The following is a 19,660-nucleotide window of genomic DNA, read 5'->3' as shown; positions in this document are numbered from 1 at the left end:
AAAGTATATTTATTTTTGACTTTGAATATTTAAAATGTAGACAGAGGTTATTATTGAAATCTTGTTTATCAATTCAACAGTAAGTGCATAATTTGATAAGCATTTAACTTTACCGTCCTTGTTCTGTTTTTTGCAGAGCAGGGGCGGTGCTTTTTATGCTTGCCGTTATTATAGAATAAAAAACAGCGGACAATCCATTGATTCGGAATGTCCGCTGTTGTGCCTTTTATTATGACTTGATGTTGTATTATTAATCGAAGAAGCCAAGACCTCTTAATGCGTTGATGAATCGTTTCATATAGTCAAGCGAGGTAACGGGCCACACAAATCCCATTCTGTAAAGAACCTGCATTGTGTATGCGTTGTTCTTGCCGACTGTAAATGTCTTTTGACCGTGAGCCATATTCTGATATGCAATCATACTTGAAAGAATCTTTGCTTTTTCAGGATCCTGCTCGGCTCTGTCAAGTGCAATCATATATTCCTCATACTCTGCACCCTGTGAATGAAGTCCGATTTTGTTCATCTCGGTGTAGAGGTCGCCCATAATGAGAGTGTGGTTATTGAACGGATGGAACACGGTGCAATCCTTCGGAGCCTGTGCAAGCAGAAGAATTGCCTTTGCCACAAAATCAATCGGAGAAAGCTCAAACGGCATTTCCATTGCCTCATACGGATATTTGCCGATAAGGAGCGTAGATTTGAGTCTGCCCATAAATGTGTTGGTGGTGAAATTGATCTGATATTCACCGTCGCTGTTTCTTGCGGCAAGTGTGCCTACACGCATAATCTTTGCGTTGAAGCCCTTTGAAACCTCTTCAAGAATCGCTCTTTCAGCAAGGAATTTTGACAGGGTGTACTTTGAACCCTCATGCTGACCAAAGTAAAGTTGATTTTCTTTGAGCTTGTCAACAGAACCTTGTTCGCCCACAAACATACCGCCTACGCTCATTGTTGACACATGAACAAGCCTTGCATTAGCCTTTTTGCAGAAGTCAAGTACATTGAGAGTACCGTAAAGGTTTACATCTTCAATGTCTGTACCCTTTGAAAAGTGCTTAACATTTGCGGCACAGTTGATGACCGTGTTAATGTCCTTGTCAATAAATTTATCGAATGATTCACGGCTTGTAACATCACCGCTGATAACGGTAACTCTGTCGGGATATTTTTCTTTCAGACTTTCTTCAAAGTAGTAATAGTAGATTGAGTTCATTCTGTTTTCGGCAGGATTGTTGTTCTTGTCACGAATCATGCAGTAAACCTTGCCGTTATACTTGTGAAGAAGTTCGTAGAGAATGTGTACTCCGAGGAAGCCGGCAGAGCCTGTCAGAAGAACATTGCCGAGTTTTTGAAGCTCACCGTTTTTGAATGTATCAATATTATTCTTTTCAAGAACTTTATTGATATTTGTATAATCGTAGTCCGAAAGATTTTCAAGGTCGTCTTCGGCTGAATCATCCTTGCTCACAAATTTTGCAAGAGTCTGCGGAGTAGGATTTGCAAATATGTCGCTGTATGCAACCTCAATGTTTTTCTTTGATGCGGAGATTACAATTCTTGTTGCTGTAAGCGATGTTCCGCCGAGGTCAAAGAAGTTATCGTCTGCAAAAACATTGTCAAGTTCAAGAATTTCTGCAAAGATGTCGCAGAATGTTTTTTCAATTTCATTCTTCGGCAACCGACCGCTTTCGGATTTGTTGCTTTTAGGCTCGGGAAGAACCTTTGTGTTGACCTTGCCGTTTGGTGTGAGAGGCATTTCGTCAAGCTGAACATACGCACTCGGAACCATATAATCCGTGAGAGATTTTGCAAGCTCTGACTTGATTTCATCGGGATCAAGCTGTCTGTCGGCTGTATAGTAAACGCAGATTGCGTCAGCCTTGCCGACCTTTCTGATGAGAGCAATTCCGCTCTTAATGCCGTCAACTGCGGTCAGACACTTTTCAATTTCGCCGAGTTCAATTCTTAATCCTCTCAGCTTAACCTGATTGTCTGTTCTGCCGAGAATAATAACATCGCCGTCTGTTGTCCATTTTGCATAGTCACCCGAACGGTAGGTGCGTTCACCGTTAAATTCGATGAATGCCTTTGCAGTCTGTTCGGGAAGTTTGTTGTAGCCGAGTGCAACACCGCATCCCTGAATGAGAAGCTCACCCACAACTCCGATTGGAAGGAGATTGTTGTCTGAGTCAACGATATATTCCGTGTAGTTGCGTAACGGCCTGCCGATTGAAATTTCGTCTGCATTCGTAAGATTTTTTGCGTTTGAAGAAACCGTGATTTCAGTCGGACCGTAGGTGTTGATTATTATTGCGTTCGTTTTTTCACGCAGTATCCTTAACAGCTTGTCGGGATATTTTTCACCGCCTGATAGTATAACCTTGCAGTTTGCCATTGCTTCTGCAAATTCGTCAAGCTCCATATACTGCAAAAGTCGTGACGGTGTAGAGTTGAACGCATCAACATTGTTTTCTTTAAAAAATTCCGCAAGTGACAATGGGTTTACCGTCTGTTCATCGCTTGCAAAAACGAGTGTAAGACCGTTGCAGAGTGACAGCATGGTTTCCTTTAGCGACATATCAAAGCTGATCGTAGTTACAGAGCCGTATGCGTGACAGTTGTCAACAACTTCTTTAACCTGAATGTTTGAGTCGCTGTATTCAAGGTAGTTTGCAATGCCTATGTGGCGGAGCATAACGCCCTTTGGCTTGCCTGTTGAACCCGAGGTGTAGATGAGGTACGCAAGGTCGTCAGGCTGTATATCAACATTCGGGTCTTCATCATTATTGCCCGAAAGAAGTTTTGAAACATCAACCGTGAGGTCATATTTATTGAGCAGTTCGCCCTCGGTAATTACAAAGTCTGCGTCGCTGTCCTCAATAATACTGTCGATTCGCTCCTTCGGATAGTCGGGACATGACGGAATAAACGCACCGCCTGCCTTGAGAATGCCGAGAAGTGATATGAGGAATTTTGAGGTTCTTTCAAGCAGAATAAGAACCTTTCCGCCCTTTTCAAGACCTTTTTCAATGAGTGAGTTTGCCGTGATATTTGCAAGACGGTCAAGCTCTTTATAGGTTAGTTTACCGTCACAAGCCGAAAGAGCAATTCTGTCGGGAGTTTTTGCAACCTGTTCTTCAAACATTTTGTGAAGAAGTTTTGTCTTAACGGGAGCAATTTCTGTTGACTTAAAGTTTTCAAGCTGTGCAATTGCGGCGTTGTCAAGGAGTGAAACCTTTCTGATTTTGCCGTTTGGATTTTCAATAATATGTTCAACAGCGCAGAGAACGGATTTTGCAAGCGTTCTCATAAGCTCACCGCTGTAAAGTGCATCATTGTACTGAACCACAATGCTCGGCTTGCCCCTGTAATCCTCAATGTGAACGGCTGTTTTAAACTTTGCAGTATTCATTTCAAGGTAATCACGGTCAACAGCTTTGCCGTCAATTTCAAGGTTATCAACAACACCAAGCTGATATTCGTACATAATGTTCGGTGCATAGCCGTATTTTGCACAAAGCTGTGCGTAGGGGTAAATTTCATTTTCAATTGAATCCGTGAAAACAGCTTTGCTTTTTTCAACAAATTCAAGTGAGGTGATGTCCTCAATTTCAATGCCGAGCGCAAGAGTTTTTACAAACATACCAAAGCTGTTTGTAAGCCGCATATCGCTTCTGCCGTTGCTGATTGTGCTGATGTAAACATTTCTGCTGTTTACAAATCTTGAAACAGCGTAGAATGCGCCGGCAAGGAAAAGGTGGGCTGGAGTGATTCCGTGCTGTGAACAGAAGTTTTCAACCCTTGCCATATCAACGGGAACTGCCTGAGATGCAAGAGCACCGTCCTCTGCATGACCTCTGAGGTCTGCTGTAATTTCGCTTGCAGAGTCAAAATCCTTCATCATATTGTCGAAGAATTTTTCAGCATTTCTAAATTCATCACTGCTTTCAGCCTTAATTTCATTCTCTGCATAATCAAAGTAGGTGTAGCTTTCAGGCTCAATATTACCTCCTTCGTACAGCGTTTTAAGCTGTTCAAAGAAAAGTGCAACGGACGCACCGTCAAAGATAAGGTGGTGGAAATCCGAAAGCAGATATACCGCCTTTTCGGTTTCTGCAACCGAGATTCTGAACAGCGGTGCTTTCATAAGATTGTGCGGTTTTACAAAATCCTTTTTGTAGGCTTCAAGCTGTTCTTCCGTAAGCTTTTCAACGGGAACATTCGGTTTTGCAGAGTCAACATATGCCTGCTCAATATCATCGTTTTCAAGTGAAAGGTGAGTCATAATATATGGGTGAGCCTTGATTACCTTTACAACGCAGTCGGCAAGCTTTTGTGCATCGACTGATTTTGAAAATGTGAGAATTGACGGAATATTGTAAAGTGTGCTGTACGGATTTTTCATACAGTCAATATACACGCCGAGCTGAGTTTTTGAAAGGGGATAGAGAGCCTTGTGTTCTTTCTTTTCTTCTTTTTTGACAGTTTGCGGATTTGCCGTACCGCTGAACATAAACTCCTGAAGTTCGTCCTCAATCGAAAGAACCGAACAGCCCTTCATCATCTTTTTAACCTGTGCCTCAAAGCCGAATGCCTTGTTGAGTTCAACTGCAAGCTTGATAACCGAAAGCGAGGTCATACCTGCGTTGATGAGATTTTCGGAAATATCAAAATCGCTGTGTCCGATAATCCTTTCGATAATTGCGGCAATTTTCTTTTCAAGGAATGTTAGTTCCCTCGGAGCGGAATTTTTCTTTTTTGAAGATTCTGCCTTGATTTCGGGAAGCTTGCGCTTGTCAACCTTGCCGTTTACATTGAGCGGAATTTTGTCAATCTGCATCGTAGCGGCGGGTACCATATACGGCGGCTTGTGTTCAAGAATAAATTCGTTGAGCTTTTGAATGTCAATTTTTCTGTCGGCAACAATGTATGCGTTAATGCATTGTCCGCCGCCATCAAGCTTTCTTGCTATTACAGCTGTGTTTGTAATGCCGTCATATTTGCGGATAATCTTGTCAACCTCGGAAAGCTCAATGCGGAATCCTCTGATTTTAACCTGACCGTCATTTCGTCCGATAAAATCAACCTTGCCCTCATCTGTAAGGCGAACAATGTCGCCTGTGTGATAAAGCCTTTCGTAACCGTTTTCATTGCAATACGGGTTCTTTTCGTATGCCTTTGCAGTCTGTTCGGGACGGTTAAGATAACCTCTTGAAACCTGCTGACCTGATACACAGAGCTCGCCCAAAGCCCCTGTCGGAAGCCGTCTGCCGTATTTGTCTGTTACATAAAGCTTGATATTGTCAAGCGCCTTGCCGACAGGAATTCTGTGATAGAGTTTGTCAACGGGTTGTGATGTGATGTAAACCGTACATTCTGTCGGACCGTAACCGTTTATGAGTTCAAAATTCTTTGGCGGTTCAAGGGGAACAAGCCGTTCACCGCCCGTAAGAAGATATTTGAGCGAGTGGTTGTTAATTTCGGTTGCAAACTGTCTTGCAACCTGTGTTGTCATAAATGCGTGGGTGATTCCGTTATCTTCAAAATATCTGTTCAGCCTTACAAGGTCAAGTCTGATGTCCTCCTCAATAATGTGAAGCTCGGCACCGCCGATAAGCGCAGGATACATTTCACTGAGGCAGGCGTCAAAACCGTAGCTTGCATATGCCGAAACAACGCTGTGTTCGTCAATGTCAGAGTTTCTGATATGAAAATCGCAGAATGAACGCACATTTTTGTGTTCAAGCATTGCGCCCTTTGGAGTGCCTGTTGAACCCGATGTATAGATAAGTATAAACAAATCATCGGGGGACGGTTTTGTAATTTCGGCATCCGATTTCGGAAGATTCGGAATATCCTTTGTAAGAAGAACATCACCGCTGTAATCGGGCAAAAGCTCAAGCAGATTTTCGTCCGCAATAAGAAGCTTTGCGTTTGCGTCCTTAATCATAAACTGAAGTCTTTCGGGCGGATATGACGGATCAAGCGGTTGATATGCCGCTCCAGATTTCAGCACACCGATTGACGCAATCGGCATATATTCGCATCTCGGAATCAGAATTGAAACAACCTCTTCTTTACCGATACCCTTTGAGTGAACATAACCTGCAATTCGGTTTGTAATCTCATCAATTTCAGCGTAGGTGAACTTCTTTTCTTTATATACAACCGCTGTTTTGTCGGGAGTTTTTTTGCATTGCTCCTCAAACAAATCAACAACGGTTTTGCTGTCGTCAAACGGAAATTCCGTTTTGTTGAAGTTGTCAAGCTCTGCAAGCTGATTTTCGTTTACAAGCTCAACTTCGCAGAGTTTGGATTTTTTAAGAAACTGCTCAACAATCTTTAAAAAGCTGTCGGCAAACGAACGAATAGTTTCCTCTTTAAATAAATCGTTTCTGTACTCAAAACGCAATTCAAAATCTGTTTCTGATTCAAATACCATAACATTCAATTTTGAAATGGCACTTTTTAACGGAACAAGTTTTAATTTTAGAGTCTGACCGCCTATTTTAAAGGTGTTGAATATGTCAGCCTGATAGGCAAGCATAATGTCGGCAGAGAGGTCATAGTCAGATGCAAGTTTCATGAACGGATACCAGTCGTTTGCAACTGTTTCCTTTATATTCCTGCGTATTTTTTTGAGGTAGTCCGAAACTGTATCTTCTTCGTCAATATTTGCGTGGATAGGAAGTGTGCGAACCATCATGCCGACTGTGTTTTTAAGTCGCTTGTTAAATCTTCCGTGGGTAACTGTGCAAACCGTTGTTTCACTCTGATTCGTAAACTTTGCAACTGCGTATTCATATGCACCGAGGAAAACAGTGTACGGTGTAATTTGGTTTGCTAAGGCAAAATTGCGAACATCCTCAACGGAGAATTTTTCGTTCGTGGATAATTCAAAAGAACCGTTCGGTTTATCCTCAACCTCTGAATTCTCTGCAAAATCTTCCGTGATTTCTGTTTTTGATTCAACTGCAGAAAAGATGTTATCGTAATATTCCTTTGACTTTTTATAATCTTCGGTTTCTTCAAGCTTTTCTTCAAAAACAGAAAGATCAAGTTGAGAAAACTTTTCGGGTTCAAGCTCTTTTCCGTTATATGCAAGCGCAATGTCATTGCAGATAACAGAAACAGATGTGCCGTCAGATATTATGTGGTGAAGATCCATTGCAAACATAGATTTGTCACCGCATTCAAAAACTGCAAATCTGAACAGAATGTCTTTTTCAAGTTCAAACGGCTTGACAAAATCTTTGCCTGCCTGTTCAAGATTGTCAACCTGTATAACAGGAATGTCAAAATCAACGCTGTCACGAAGTTTCATCATCGGACTTCCTGTTGAATTGTCAATGAAAATTTTCATAATAGGGTGATTGTCAACAGTTTTTCTTACGGCATTTATCAGTCTGTCGGTATCAAGACTGCCCTTGTCAAAAACATAGGTGCAGGGAATGTTGTACATTGTGCCTTTTGGGTTGTGCATACACGAAAGATAAACACCCATCTGGCTCGGTGTAAGCGGATAAAGCTCTCGCTTTTCACCTTTGTATGTATCAAGCAAGTTGATTAAATTACTCATAATATTCGACTCCGTTTGTTAAAGTTTAATTATTGTGCGGTTGAAACCAAGCGCCCTTGAATATTCAACCTTATCCGAAATCGCCTTCACAACTGTGAGAGGACTCATCTCAAATTCCTTATCGTCATTGAGCGGATCAAATTCGTCACCGTTGTCACGAACAGAAATAATGGTTTCTTTTTTATCGGCAAAAATTCTGATGTCGATGTCTGCAAACTTCTTTTTGCCTTCCATTCTTTCAGCGCAGTTTGCAGCCATTTCTTCAACGGCAACTGCAATCCTGTTTGCACGGCTTTCTTCAATTCCGTTTTTTGAAAGAAAAGAGGAGAGGTAGAGCGAAACGCCTGCCGCATTTTCTTTTGTTCCTTTGAACGAAAGGGCAAGAAGCTCGTTGTCCTCTGTTTCTTCAAGAAGGTAAAAGTTTTTATACTTTCCGCCCGATTTTCTCTTTTCGGCAAGGTCAATAAAATACACAACTACAAGTGTTCCCACCTGTGCAACCACGAGTGAATACCATACGCCCGTGATGCCGAAAAATTTGCCGAGAATTAAAGCTGACGGAATGAGTATGACGATTCCGTTGATGATTGAAATTGCAGTAGAAATAGCCCTTTTCTGCGTTGCCATATAGTAGTAAAGCAACAAAAACGAGAATGAAAGTCCGGGAAATGACAATGCGTTGATTCTCATTGCCGGAACTGTGTTTGCAATGTCTGTGGGTGAAGTAATTCCGAAAAATTTAATTATCGGTTCAGGCTCGATACAGATGAAAAGCATAATTACAACGCTTGAAACAGCAAGCACCCTTGCGGCTCTGCGGAATGCATAGCGCACACCGTCATAGTCCTTTTCACCAAGACAAACCCCGATAATAGGAATCATTGTCTGACTTGCGCCAGTGATGAACATTGACATAAAAATTTGGCTTGACGAGCATACCGAATATGAAACCATACCCGCACTTCCGCCTATGCTCTGAATAATTGTGTTTAAAAACAGCATTTTAACTGTTATCAGCATTGTACCTAATGCTCCCGAAAGTCCGATTGTAACCATTTTTCCGAGAAACTTAAAGAACTGAACGGGATTTCTGAGAATTGAAAAGTCAAAGTGCAATGTGCTTTTCTTCATGATGAAGTGTGTTGACATCATCACAAACCCTACCGCATAGCCTGTTACGGTCGCAATTGACGAGCCTGCAATGCCCATTTTGAAAGCCCCCATAAACAGGAAGTCAAGTCCGAGATTTACGGCATTTGCCACAATTACAATGTTTGATGCAAACGCAGGTCTTGCGTCTGCTCTTACAAAGTGAATTGAACACATGAGCAAAAGGTAAATCGGTGTGCCGATTATGAACGGAACATAGTATTGATACAACAGCGATTTAAGCTCTGCGTCCTTTGTAAGCAACGAGCTTATCGAGTCGGCAAGCGGCAGCTGAATTGCAATAAAAATTACGCTGAGTGCGATAAGTACAATAAATGTAGAAGTAAAAACACGGTTAGCCTGCTTTTCGTCACGCCTGCCCTTTGCAAATGAAATTATCGAGGACGCACCGAGTCCGAAAAGAATAGTAATCGAAAAATATAACTGCGAAATAGGGGACATAAGGTTGATTGCCGCAAGTGAGTTTTGCCCCAGAAGATTACCTGCAATAATCGAGTCAACAATCATCGCAATGTTTGTTGCCATAGCCGTCAGAACTGTAGGAAGAAAATATTCCGTATATTTTTTGTTGACGGTAACGGCATTTCTGCCAAGTACGGTACTGCTCATTTTAACTCCTTATCCCTGCTTAATGTCAAGGTAGTCAGCCATCCCTGTCATTGAGAACAGCTCCATAATTGTGTTGCTTACATTGACAATTTTAAGATTTCCGCCTTTGCTTTTTAGGTTTTTATAAAGTGCAAGAATAACCCTCAGTCCCGAGCTTGAAATGTACTCAAGGTCTTTAAGGTTAAGTGTTACGGTTTCAACCTCGTCAAAATCGATGCTCTTTGCCTCGTCATCAAGCTGCGGTGCTGTCATTGTGTCAAGACGGCCCTTGAGTGTGATAATAACATTCTGATTGCTTATAGCCTTATTGATTTCCATAGTTAGTTCCTCCAATAAATTTTATTCTTAATTTCAATCGTTCAACATTTCCATTATAGTGTCAATACCGTGACAAAATACTGACAATCGGATTATTATAACCTGATTTTGGAAACATTGTATTATTCGGTTTTGAATTTTGAGTGATGAATAATTGATTCTTTAAATTAGAAATTCTTTGTAATTGTAAAAATGTTTTTGCCGTTTGATCTTTCATAGGAAAGAGTGTCGGAAAGTTTCTTTGTCATGAAAATTCCCAGACCGCCGATGCTTCGTTCCTCAAGCGGAGCGTGAATGTTCGGCTCTGCAATTTCAAGCGGATTGAATTTTTTTCCGCTGTCAATGAATTTTACAACAATGCAGTCTGAAAGTTTGCAAGCTTCAATTTCAGCCTTGCCGACATTTTCACCGTAAGCATAGTTGCAGATGTTTACAAACACTTCCTCGCAAATCAGTTCAAGCTCAAAAACAAGCTTACCGTCTGCATTTTTACCAAGCATTTTTGTCACAAATTCTATAACATTCGGCAGATTTTCCTTAACGGCATCAACGCAAACGATTGGCATAATTCTCACTCACTTTCAAAACACCTGTTTCAACATAATGTACAGTTTTATACAGGTACTTAAACATAAAAATTATACAACATTTTGAAGAAGAAATCTATAGAATTTGAAAAAATATTGCTAAATTGTGAAAATATTTTAATTAATTGCGTTTGCACTGCGTTTTTGAAAAAAACAAAACCGCACAAAACAAAAATCAGTTTTGCACGGTTTTGTGGTTTTTATTTACATTTTTCTATTTCCCTATTGATTTCGTCAAGTGATAATCAATATTATAAAACCTGAAAAAGCCAAAATCAATAATAGCCTAAAATTAGTTTCTAAATTTGGCATTACTCACAAAGAAAAGAGGTAAGTTCTGTTGCACTTTACCTTTTTGAAAAGCGGTTGTAAATTTGTGTAATATATTATTTACTTTTGCCGAGTTAAATATTATAATAAAGGGTATGCTTGCAAAATATATCTGCAATATTTTGCAAAAAATGAATTTAAAGTATGGAGTTAAAAATGGGTGGGAAAAATTTAATAAAATCTAACCGAAAGGTTATTCTTGAGGGAATGCGTGACGGTATTCCGATTGGACTCGGCTACCTTGCCGTTTCGTTTTCACTCGGCATTGCCGCAAAAACTGCGGGACTTAATGCGTTTCAAAGCTTTCTTGCAAGCCTTTTGTGCAACGCATCGGCAGGCGAATATTCGGGCTTTACCGTAATTGCGGCTGATTCGTCATATTTTGTAATTGCGCTTGCAACCCTTGTTGCCAACGCAAGATATCTTCTTATGAGCTGTGCGTTAAGTCAGCGTATTTCAAAGGACACCTCGATTATACACAGGCTGTTGCTCGGATTTTTTGTTACAGACGAATTTTTCGGAATTTCAATTTCACGGTCGGGCAAGCTGAATCCTTTCTATACCTACGGTGCAATTCTCATAGGCTGCCCGTGTTGGGCATTCGGCAGTATGCTCGGCACAATTGCAGGCAATCTGTTGCCTCTTCGTATTGTCAGCGCACTAAGCGTTGCACTTTTCGGAATGTTCCTTGCAATCATCGTTCCGCCGTCAAGAAAGAACAAAACACTTCTCGGAATTGTACTTGTCAGCTTTGCGGCAAGTTTTGCATTTGCATATCTTCCCGTTATCAATCAGATTGACGAGGGTACACGCACAATTATTCTTACAATCGTAATTTCGGCAGCGGCGGCATTGCTGTTCCCTGTCAAAGAAGAGGAGGAGAACGAAAATGTCGCATAATCCCTATATATACATACTTATTATGGCGGCTGTAACATTCGCAATCCGTGTTCTTCCGCTTACACTTGTTAAAAAGCAGTTTACAAACACATTTGTGCGTTCGTTTCTCTACTATGTGCCGTATGTAACGCTTTCGGTAATGACATTTCCGGCAATAATCAACGCAACTCACAGTCCGATTGCAGGCATAGCAGCCTTTGCGGCAGGTCTTGTGGCGGCATGGTTCAACGCAGGTCTTTTCAAGGTTTCATGCGTATGCTGTGCAGTTGTGTTCATTCTTGAATTTTTTGTGTGACATTTTTGACGCATAGCCTGTTGCTTAATTAGTTTGGAAAGTTTTGATTAACTGAAAGGATTTTTAAAATGAAGTTTTTGCATATTTCGGATTTGCATATTGGAAAATATGTGAACGGCTACAGAATGCTTGATGATCAACGCTATATGCTTGAGCGGATTGTTGAGATTATCAAAGAGAAAAATCCTGACGCTTTGCTGATTGCAGGAGATATTTATGACAAGTCTTTGCCGTCTGCCGAGGCAGTTGAATTGTTCGACAGCTTTATGACTGAAATTGCTGGGCTTCACGGCAAAACAGGGTTGAAAACCTTTGTAATCAGCGGCAATCACGATTCGCCCGAAAGAATCGGTTATTTCAACAAGCTGATTGAACTCAACGGAATTTTTACCGACGGTGTGTTTGAAGGTGTTGCAAGAAAAAATACTGTTGAATGTGACGGAGAAAGGGTTAATATTTTCTCGTTGCCGTTTATCCGTCCGTCATTTGTGCGTAAGGTATATCTCGAAGAATCGGCTAAAATTACCGACTATACAACTGCTGTCAGGGTTGTGCTTGAACATTCCGAAATCAATGCCGATGAAACCAATATTTTGATTGCTCACCAGTTTGTAACGGGCAGTGAAACCTCGGGTTCGGAGTCAAGCCTCGGTACGCTTGATAATGTTGAGCCGTATGTTTTTGAACCGTTCGATTATGTTGCACTCGGTCATATTCACGGCAAGCAGATTATGGGCAAAAACAAAAATATTGCCTATTGCGGTTCGCCGATAAAATATTCAAAAACTGAATGTCGCAACAAAAAATGTGTGATTTTCGGCGAGCTTTCAAACGGAAAATTAAATCTTGAAGAAATTCCCGTACAGCCGTTGCATGATATGAGAATCATAAAAGGAACTCTGCGTGAACTTGCAGAAAATCCGATATCCGACACATATGACGATAAAACCTATGATTATGTTTTTGCCGAGCTTACGGACGAAAATCCCGTTATCAATGCATTTTCAACGCTTGAAAATATCTATCCCAACATTATGGGACTTGAATATGTCAACAGAAAAAAGAGCATTGAAATGACTCCCGAAATGTACGGTAAAACAGAGGGCAAGAGCAATATTGAACTATTTTCGGATTTCTATAAAATGCAGAACGGAAAAGAGATTGAACCCGAATCCGTAAAAATTATTGAGAGAATTTTCAAAGAAATCGGAGGTGTAAACGATGAAACCGATTAAACTGAAAATGAGCGCTTTCGGTCCGTATGCCGATGTTGAAACGGTCGATTTTTCGGCATTTGACGGCAAAGGGCTTTTCCTCATAACAGGCACAACGGGCGCAGGCAAGACAACAATTTTCGACGCAATCTGCTTTGCACTTTTCGGCGAAACAAGCGGTTCTTCACGAAACGGCGAAATGCTCCGCAGTAACTTTGCAAAACCGCTCACACGCACCTATGTTGAGCTTGACTTTGAACACAGGGGAAAGAAGTACCGTATCATCAGAACCACCTCGAATGAGGTCGCAAAAAAGCGTGGAACAGGCAGTAAAATTGAGGGTGCGTCAGCAGAGCTTACGGGTGATGACATTACAACTCCGCTCACAAAAACGGGCGAGGTCAATAATAAAATCAGCGAAATTATCGGATTGAAATGTGATGAGTACCGCCAGATTGCAATGCTTGCACAGGGCGAATTCAAAAAATTCATTGAGTCGGGAAGTGAAAAGCGAAGCGAGATTTTTCGCAAAATTTTTCACACGGACATCTACAAAGAATTTCAGGATAAATTGAAAACAGAGTCAGCCGAAAAGCTTGAAGAAAAGAAAAAAGTCTGCGAACTTATCAAGTCAAAAACCGTTGCCGTTGAAATTCCCAATGATGACAACTTTGCCGAAATCAGCGAAAAAATCAGCCTTTATACCGACAGAACAGACCTTACGGTAATTGATATTGAGCAATTTCTTTTGCACCTATCGGTACTTTCCGAGATGCAGAAAAAGGACAATGCAGAAATTGAAAAAAAGCGAAAAGAGCTTGAAAAGACAATTCTTGAGGAAGAAAAGAAAAAGGCTCTTGCAGTTGAAATTAATAATAAATTCGATACTCTTGATACCGAAAAGCTCCGCCTCGAACAGCTTTTGCAGAGTAAACCGCATTACGATGAAATGCTCAAAAAAGCTGAGAATGACGAAAAAATACTGCACTCCGTAAAGCCAAAATATGACAGCTTTGCCGAGTCACGGAAAAGATATGATTCGGCACTCAAAAACTGTAAAAATGCGGAAATAAACAGAAAATCCGCCGAAGAAAATTTGAAATTAAAACAGAATGTTTTTGCCGAGAAAAAGTCGCTTGAGGGCAAAATTGCAACGCTAAACGAGAAATCGGGAAAACTCTGTGCAAGGGAAGATACTTACAGAAAATATTTTAACCTTACGGCAAATTTGAATGTATATGAATCAGTTTTGCAAAATTCCGAAAAAGAAATTTCAGACAACAGAAAATCTTATTCGGATACGGAAAATCTAAAGACAAAAGCGGAAAAATTTATCTCAGAAAACAGCGACACAGAGCAGAAAATCTTTGACGCCAAGAGCAAAATAACCGCATTGAAGGATAAATCAGGCAAGGCTGAAAGGCTTTCTGAGGAATATCAAAATCTCGCAAAAATCAATGCAAGGTTGACTAATGCAAAAGCAGAATGTGCCGACCTTGCGAAGTCGGCAACGACACTCAACAACGAGTACAACGAACAGCACAATATCTACATAATGAATATGGCAGGCGTGCTTGCCGACACACTCGAAGATGAAAAGCCGTGTCCCGTCTGCGGTTCATTGCATCATCCAAATCCGGCAAAACACAGCGAAAATGCCCCCGACAAGGATACGCTCGATGCTTTGAAGGCAAGGTGTGAAGTTGCTGAAAGCGCCGTTCATAAAAAGTCAAATGAGGTCACAAAGCTTGAAACGGAATCAGAATCCGCAAAAACAAATGTCACGGAATTTGCGAATGCACTTGAGGTTGATGCAGAAACACTTTCAGCCGAAATGATTTCACAGCTTTTGTCGGAACAAAAGAAGCTATTAAAAGCACTTGAAAACGAAGCTTCTGACCTTGAAAAAGTCAGAGAACAGCGTGAGGTCTGCAAGGCTGAAATCTCAAGGTTTGATGAAAAGCTTAAAAAGCTTGACCTTGTTCATACAGAATTAATCCGCAAAAATGCTGACGCAAAAAGTAAATATAATTCTGCAAAAGAAGAAACCGAGAGCCTTAAAGCGGAGATAAAATACTCATCGGTTGAAGAACTTTTGAATGCGGCAAAGGCTTGTGCCGACAAGGCAGAGCAGATTAAGTCGGAAATCGACCTTGCGCAAAGCGAGCTTTCAAATGCAAAGTCAGATTTTGACAGCAAGGTTTCTGTTGAAAACGAAACTGCAAAACAGCTGAAAAGTTTTGAATCTGAACTTGAAAACAAAAAATCGGAGCTTAATATTGTTCTTTCAGAGAATAATATTTTGGAATGTCCCGATTTTAATTTGTTGACAGAAGATTCCATAAAAGAATTAAAACGAGAGGCAGAAACCTTTACCGATTCTCTGAAAAAATCTCGGGCAACGGTTGAAGCCTGTGAAAAATCAGTTGAAGGAAAGCAAAGGGAAGATGTCCTTAAAATCAATGAACTGATTGATAGCTATACTTCTGAAAAGGAAAAATGGGACAATCTTTATACCGCAGGCGACAGAAGTCTGCACAATAATCAAAACATTTACAACAGCGTTGAAAAGCTTAAAAATGACTTTGAAGAAAAGCTCAGAATAGCCGATGTTTACGAAAACCTCAAGAAAACCGCCAACGGTGAAATTGTTTCCGATAACAGCAAAATCACCTTTGAACGCTACATTATGGGTTCGTATTTTGAACAGGTTTTGTACTATGCTAACCTGCGTTTTTCAAAAATGACGGGCGGTCGCTATGAAATTGTCCGTGGTGAAAGCCGTGACAAGCGAATCAGCGCAGGACTTGAAATCAGCGTTCGTGATAATTTTAACAACAAGGAAAGGGATATTTCATCTCTTTCGGGCGGAGAATCTTTTCAGGCGTCACTTGCGCTTGCACTCGGACTTTCCGACATTATTCAGCAGAGAAACGGCGGAATCAGACTTGATTCAATCTTTATTGACGAGGGATTCGGTTCACTTGACAACGACAGCCTTGCATCTGCAATTGAAACGCTGAATGACCTTACAGGCAACGGCAACCGCCTTGTGGGTATCATTTCCCACATAAGCGAGCTGAAAAACAGCATAGGCAACAAAATCGAGGTTGTCGGCACAAAGTCGGGCAGTTCAATAAAAATTATTACAGATTAACATATCACATCATATTATGCAGCGGAGCAGAGATTTTCTGTTCCGCTATTGTATTTTAAAATCTATTGTGCTACAATGTAGTTAGCAAAGACTAACTGTAAGGAGGTCAATATGCTTTTAAACGGACTGATTATAATTTTAATACCTTTTCTCGGGACATCGCTCGGCTCATCCGTTGTATTTTTTTCAAAAGGTGAGCTCAATCAAAAGCTGCAAAAATTTCTGCTCGGATTTGCATCGGGAGTAATGATTGCGGCATCAATATGGTCGTTGTTGATTCCCTCAATTGAAATGGCAGAAAGTCAGAACATAGTTGCGTGGATTCCAGCGATAGTCGGATTTTTGCTCGGAATTGGATTTTTGCTTTTGCTCGACAGCGTTATACCGCATATGCACCTTGACAGCGACAATCCCGAGGGCGTTCGTTCAAGCCTTTCAAAGAACACTATGCTCGTTCTTGCCGTTACCTTGCACAATATCCCGGAGGGAATGGCAGTAGGTGTAACATTTGTCGGAGCAATTTCGGATAATACCGGAATAACCGTTGCAGGCGCATTGGCTCTTGCGGTAGGTATTGCAATACAGAATTTCCCCGAGGGGGCAATAATTTCACTTCCGCTCCATGCAGGCGGAGCGTCACGCAAAAAGTCATGCTTTCTCGGAATTATGTCGGGAGTTGTAGAGCCTATCGGTGCTGTACTTACGGTGATTTTTGCAGGGATAGCGGTTCCGTTGTTGCCGTATCTTCTCTCATTTGCTGCAGGAGCAATGATATATGTTGTAACCGAAGAGCTTATTCCGGAATCACAAAACGGTAAACATTCCAACATCGGAACAATCGGTGTTGCAATAGGATTTACGCTGATGATGGTTCTTGATGTTGCTCTCGGCTAAATTTTTTTATAAAATCGGAAAATTTCACTCTGCAAATTCTTGACAAAGTTGTCATATATTATATAATTAATGGTAAAGTTGTTGTGTAAAACAACTTAAATATATGTACATTTGTGCATATGAGCGTTAAAGGAGGACTTTATATGTTGAAAGTATTCAAGAACGAAAAATTATGGTGTGCAGTTGCAGGCGCAGCAGCAGTAATCGTAGGCAAAAAGATACTTAAAGCAGATAAAACCCGCAGTCTTGCAGTTACAGGTCTTGCAAAGGGTATGAAGCTTCAGAAAGATGCAAAGGCAGCTTTCCAGAATATGAAGGATGAAGCTTCGGATATCTGCTATGATGCTAAAACAGAGGCAGGTATTCACGAAGATGCTGCCGCTGAAGAAGTGACAGAATAATGAAATTTAAAATTGTCTATGACAAGCCGCAGAGAATTCGTTTTCGCTGCGGCGCATATGCATTTGATAAGGAGTATGAGGGGGCAATCTATAATCTTGTGACCGCATCTCCTTATGTGAATTCGGCACAGGTAAGTTCTGCAAACGGCGGTATTCTTGTCAATTACACAAAGGGCAGCAGAAGTAAAATTATTGACCTTGTAAGAGCAATTAATGTAAAAACTCTTAAAAAGAATGAACCGAGTGCGGAATTTGGAATTCAGAAGATTGACAGCGATTTTCATGACAATCTTTTCACTCTTGTTGCAAAGCACTATCTTTCAAAGATGTTCCTTCCTGCGCCGATAAGAACGGCAATCACTCTTTACAGAAGTGCAAAATATATTAAAAAGGCTCTCAAAACTCTTTGGAACGGTAAACTTACCGTAGATGTGCTTGACGGTGCATCTGTTGTGGCATGCTTGTGTCAACGCAAGTTCAAAACAGCCGCAACGGTTATGTTTATGCTCAGAATATCGGGCTTGCTTGAAGAATATACTCACGCAAGAACAAAGGCGGTTCTCACAGACAGCCTTGCAATCAAGACCGACAGGGTATGGCTTGTTACAGATGACGGTGATGTTCTCATTCCGATTGAGGATCTGCGTGTCGGCGACAAAATCCGTGTTCAGACAGGCAAGGTTATTCCTGTTGACGGTATTGTTGCAGACGGTGAGGCAACCGTAAACGAGTCGTCAATGACAGGCGAGCCGTTGCCTGTATTAAAGCGTGAGGGAATTTCCGTTTATGCAGGTACGGTAATCGAAGAGGGCAGTATTGTTGTAACAGTCCGTCAGCTTGCGTCAAATACTAAAATCAGCAAGATTATTGAGCTTATCGGCAATTCCGAGGAACTCAAGGCAGGTGTTCAGAGCCGTGCCGAAGCTCTTGCCGACAGAATTGTTCCGTTCAGCTTTATCGGATTTTTCGCAACTCTTATCTTCACAAAAAACATCACAAGGGCAGTTTCACTTCTTATGGTTGACTACTCCTGTGCAATCAAGCTGTCAACCCCTATTGCCGTAATTTCGGCTGTCAAAGAGGCGGCTGACAACGATATTACAATCAAGGGCGGAAAGTATCTTGAGGCTTTTGCAAACGCTGACACAATCGTGTTTGATAAGACAGGTACTCTCACAAACGCAGAGCCTGTTCTTGAAAAGGTTGTTGCATTCGGCGATTATACAGAGGACGAGGTTCTCAGAATCTCAGCCTGTCTTGAGGAGCATTTTCCGCACAGCGTAGCAAATGCCGTTGTAATCGGTGCTGAAAAACGAGGAATTTCTCACTCCGAGGAGCATACAGAGGTTGAGTATGTTGTTGCCCACGGTATTGCAACAACACTTCACGGTAAGCGTGCAATAATCGGCAGTAAGCATTTTGTTGTTGAGGACGAGAATGTTACCGTTACAAAGGAACAGCAGAATATTATTGACGAAAAATCCGGCTCATGTTCCGTGCTTTACCTCGCAATCGGCGGTGAACTTTCGGGTGCATTGTGCATCAGCGATCCGCCTCGAAAAGAAGCAAAACAGGCAATTGATATGCTCAAAAAACAGGGCATAAAGAATGTTGTTATGCTCACGGGCGACAGCTACAGAGCCGCAAAGGCGACTGCCGCAATGCTCGGAATTACCGACTATAAGTGTCAGGTTCTCCCCGAGGACAAGCACAGATATGTTGAAGAAATGAAGCAGAATGGTCAGAAGGTAATTATGGTCGGCGACGGTATCAACGATACTCCGGCACTTGCCGCCGCAAATGTTTCGGTTGCAATGAACGATGCGTCCGACATTGCCCGTGAAACTGCGGATATTACCATAAAAGGCTCTGATTTGCGTGCGCTTGTGCGTGTTCGCAAGTTGAGCAAAGACCTTATGAAACGAATCAACAAAAACTATCGTTTCATAATTGCTTTCAATTCGGCACTTTTGCTTTCAGGCTTTATGGGCGTTATTCAGCCGTCGGTTTCGGCATTTTTGCATAATGCGTCAACTATGATGATTTGTGCAAAGAGTATGACTCCGCTGACAAAGAAAAATGATAAAGGCAAAGCTTTGTCGCTCCCTGAAAAAGCAGAGCAGTAATTTTAGTGAATATTTATAAGTAAATATTTCAAAAAACAACCGCTGTCAGGTTTAATCCCGACAGCGGTTTTGTGCTT

General features: G+C 41.3%; 11 protein-coding genes. 7 read left to right on the top strand and 4 right to left on the bottom strand.

Going from position 1 to position 19,660, the window contains the following annotated elements:
* Positions 1 to 250: 250 nt before the first annotated feature.
* The 4 genes from RBATCC27255_RS07325 to RBATCC27255_RS07310 form a co-directional block, all read right to left on the bottom strand.
* Positions 251 to 7,582: a non-ribosomal peptide synthetase gene (locus RBATCC27255_RS07325; RefSeq protein ID WP_101029384.1), complete on the bottom strand. Its 7,332-nt coding sequence runs from the start codon at positions 7,580 to 7,582 to the stop codon at positions 251 to 253.
* A gap of 18 nt (positions 7,583 to 7,600) precedes the next feature.
* A complete protein-coding gene (locus tag RBATCC27255_RS07320) occupies positions 7,601 to 9,361 on the bottom strand; it encodes an MATE family efflux transporter (protein ID WP_101029383.1) in 1,761 nt (586 codons plus the stop codon).
* A 9-nt stretch (positions 9,362 to 9,370) separates the two neighbouring features.
* Positions 9,371 to 9,679: an STAS domain-containing protein gene (locus tag RBATCC27255_RS07315; protein ID WP_015523504.1), complete on the bottom strand. Its 309-nt coding sequence runs from the start codon at positions 9,677 to 9,679 to the stop codon at positions 9,371 to 9,373.
* 167 nt (positions 9,680 to 9,846) lie between these two features.
* Positions 9,847 to 10,245, bottom strand: a complete 399-nt coding sequence (locus tag RBATCC27255_RS07310) for an ATP-binding protein (protein ID WP_101029477.1) — start codon at positions 10,243 to 10,245, stop codon at positions 9,847 to 9,849.
* 495 nt (positions 10,246 to 10,740) lie between these two features.
* Between RBATCC27255_RS07310 and RBATCC27255_RS07305 the strand changes: the two genes are divergently transcribed.
* The 7 genes from RBATCC27255_RS07305 to RBATCC27255_RS07275 all read left to right on the top strand — a co-directional run bounded on the left by RBATCC27255_RS07305 (position 10,741) and on the right by RBATCC27255_RS07275 (position 19,583).
* Positions 10,741 to 11,496 (top strand): AzlC family ABC transporter permease, encoded by a 756-nt coding sequence (locus tag RBATCC27255_RS07305; protein ID WP_242958591.1) that lies wholly within the window; start codon positions 10,741 to 10,743, stop codon positions 11,494 to 11,496.
* Entirely contained in the window at positions 11,486 to 11,791 is a 306-nt protein-coding gene (locus tag RBATCC27255_RS07300; RefSeq protein WP_015523509.1) for an AzlD domain-containing protein, read from the top strand. Before RBATCC27255_RS07305 ends, RBATCC27255_RS07300 begins: the two co-directional genes overlap by 11 nt.
* Before the next feature lie 68 nt (positions 11,792 to 11,859).
* A complete protein-coding gene (locus RBATCC27255_RS07295; protein WP_101029382.1) occupies positions 11,860 to 13,026 on the top strand; it encodes an exonuclease SbcCD subunit D in 1,167 nt (388 codons plus the stop codon).
* Positions 13,013 to 16,162, top strand: a complete 3,150-nt coding sequence (locus RBATCC27255_RS07290) for an AAA family ATPase (protein WP_101029381.1) — start codon at positions 13,013 to 13,015, stop codon at positions 16,160 to 16,162. Before RBATCC27255_RS07295 ends, RBATCC27255_RS07290 begins: the two co-directional genes overlap by 14 nt.
* A gap of 111 nt (positions 16,163 to 16,273) precedes the next feature.
* On the top strand, positions 16,274 to 17,056 hold the full coding sequence (locus tag RBATCC27255_RS07285; RefSeq protein WP_101029380.1) for a ZIP family metal transporter: 783 nt from the start codon (positions 16,274 to 16,276) through the stop codon (positions 17,054 to 17,056).
* A gap of 143 nt (positions 17,057 to 17,199) precedes the next feature.
* The gene (locus RBATCC27255_RS07280; protein ID WP_015523513.1) at positions 17,200 to 17,457 is read left to right on the top strand and encodes a hypothetical protein; all 258 of its coding nucleotides are present in this window, start codon (positions 17,200 to 17,202) and stop codon (positions 17,455 to 17,457) included.
* Positions 17,457 to 19,583 (top strand): heavy metal translocating P-type ATPase, encoded by a 2,127-nt coding sequence (locus tag RBATCC27255_RS07275; protein WP_101029379.1) that lies wholly within the window; start codon positions 17,457 to 17,459, stop codon positions 19,581 to 19,583. The genes RBATCC27255_RS07280 and RBATCC27255_RS07275 overlap by 1 nt, the downstream gene beginning before the upstream one ends.
* The last annotated feature ends 77 nt before the right edge of the window (positions 19,584 to 19,660 follow it).

Origin of the sequence: Ruminococcus bromii (assembly GCF_002834225.1) — a bacterium.
Lineage (GTDB): Bacteria > Bacillota > Clostridia > Oscillospirales > Acutalibacteraceae > Ruminococcoides > Ruminococcoides bromii.
The sequence above is the reverse complement of the archived record's forward strand: the minus strand, read 5'-3'. Positions and strand labels throughout refer to the sequence as shown.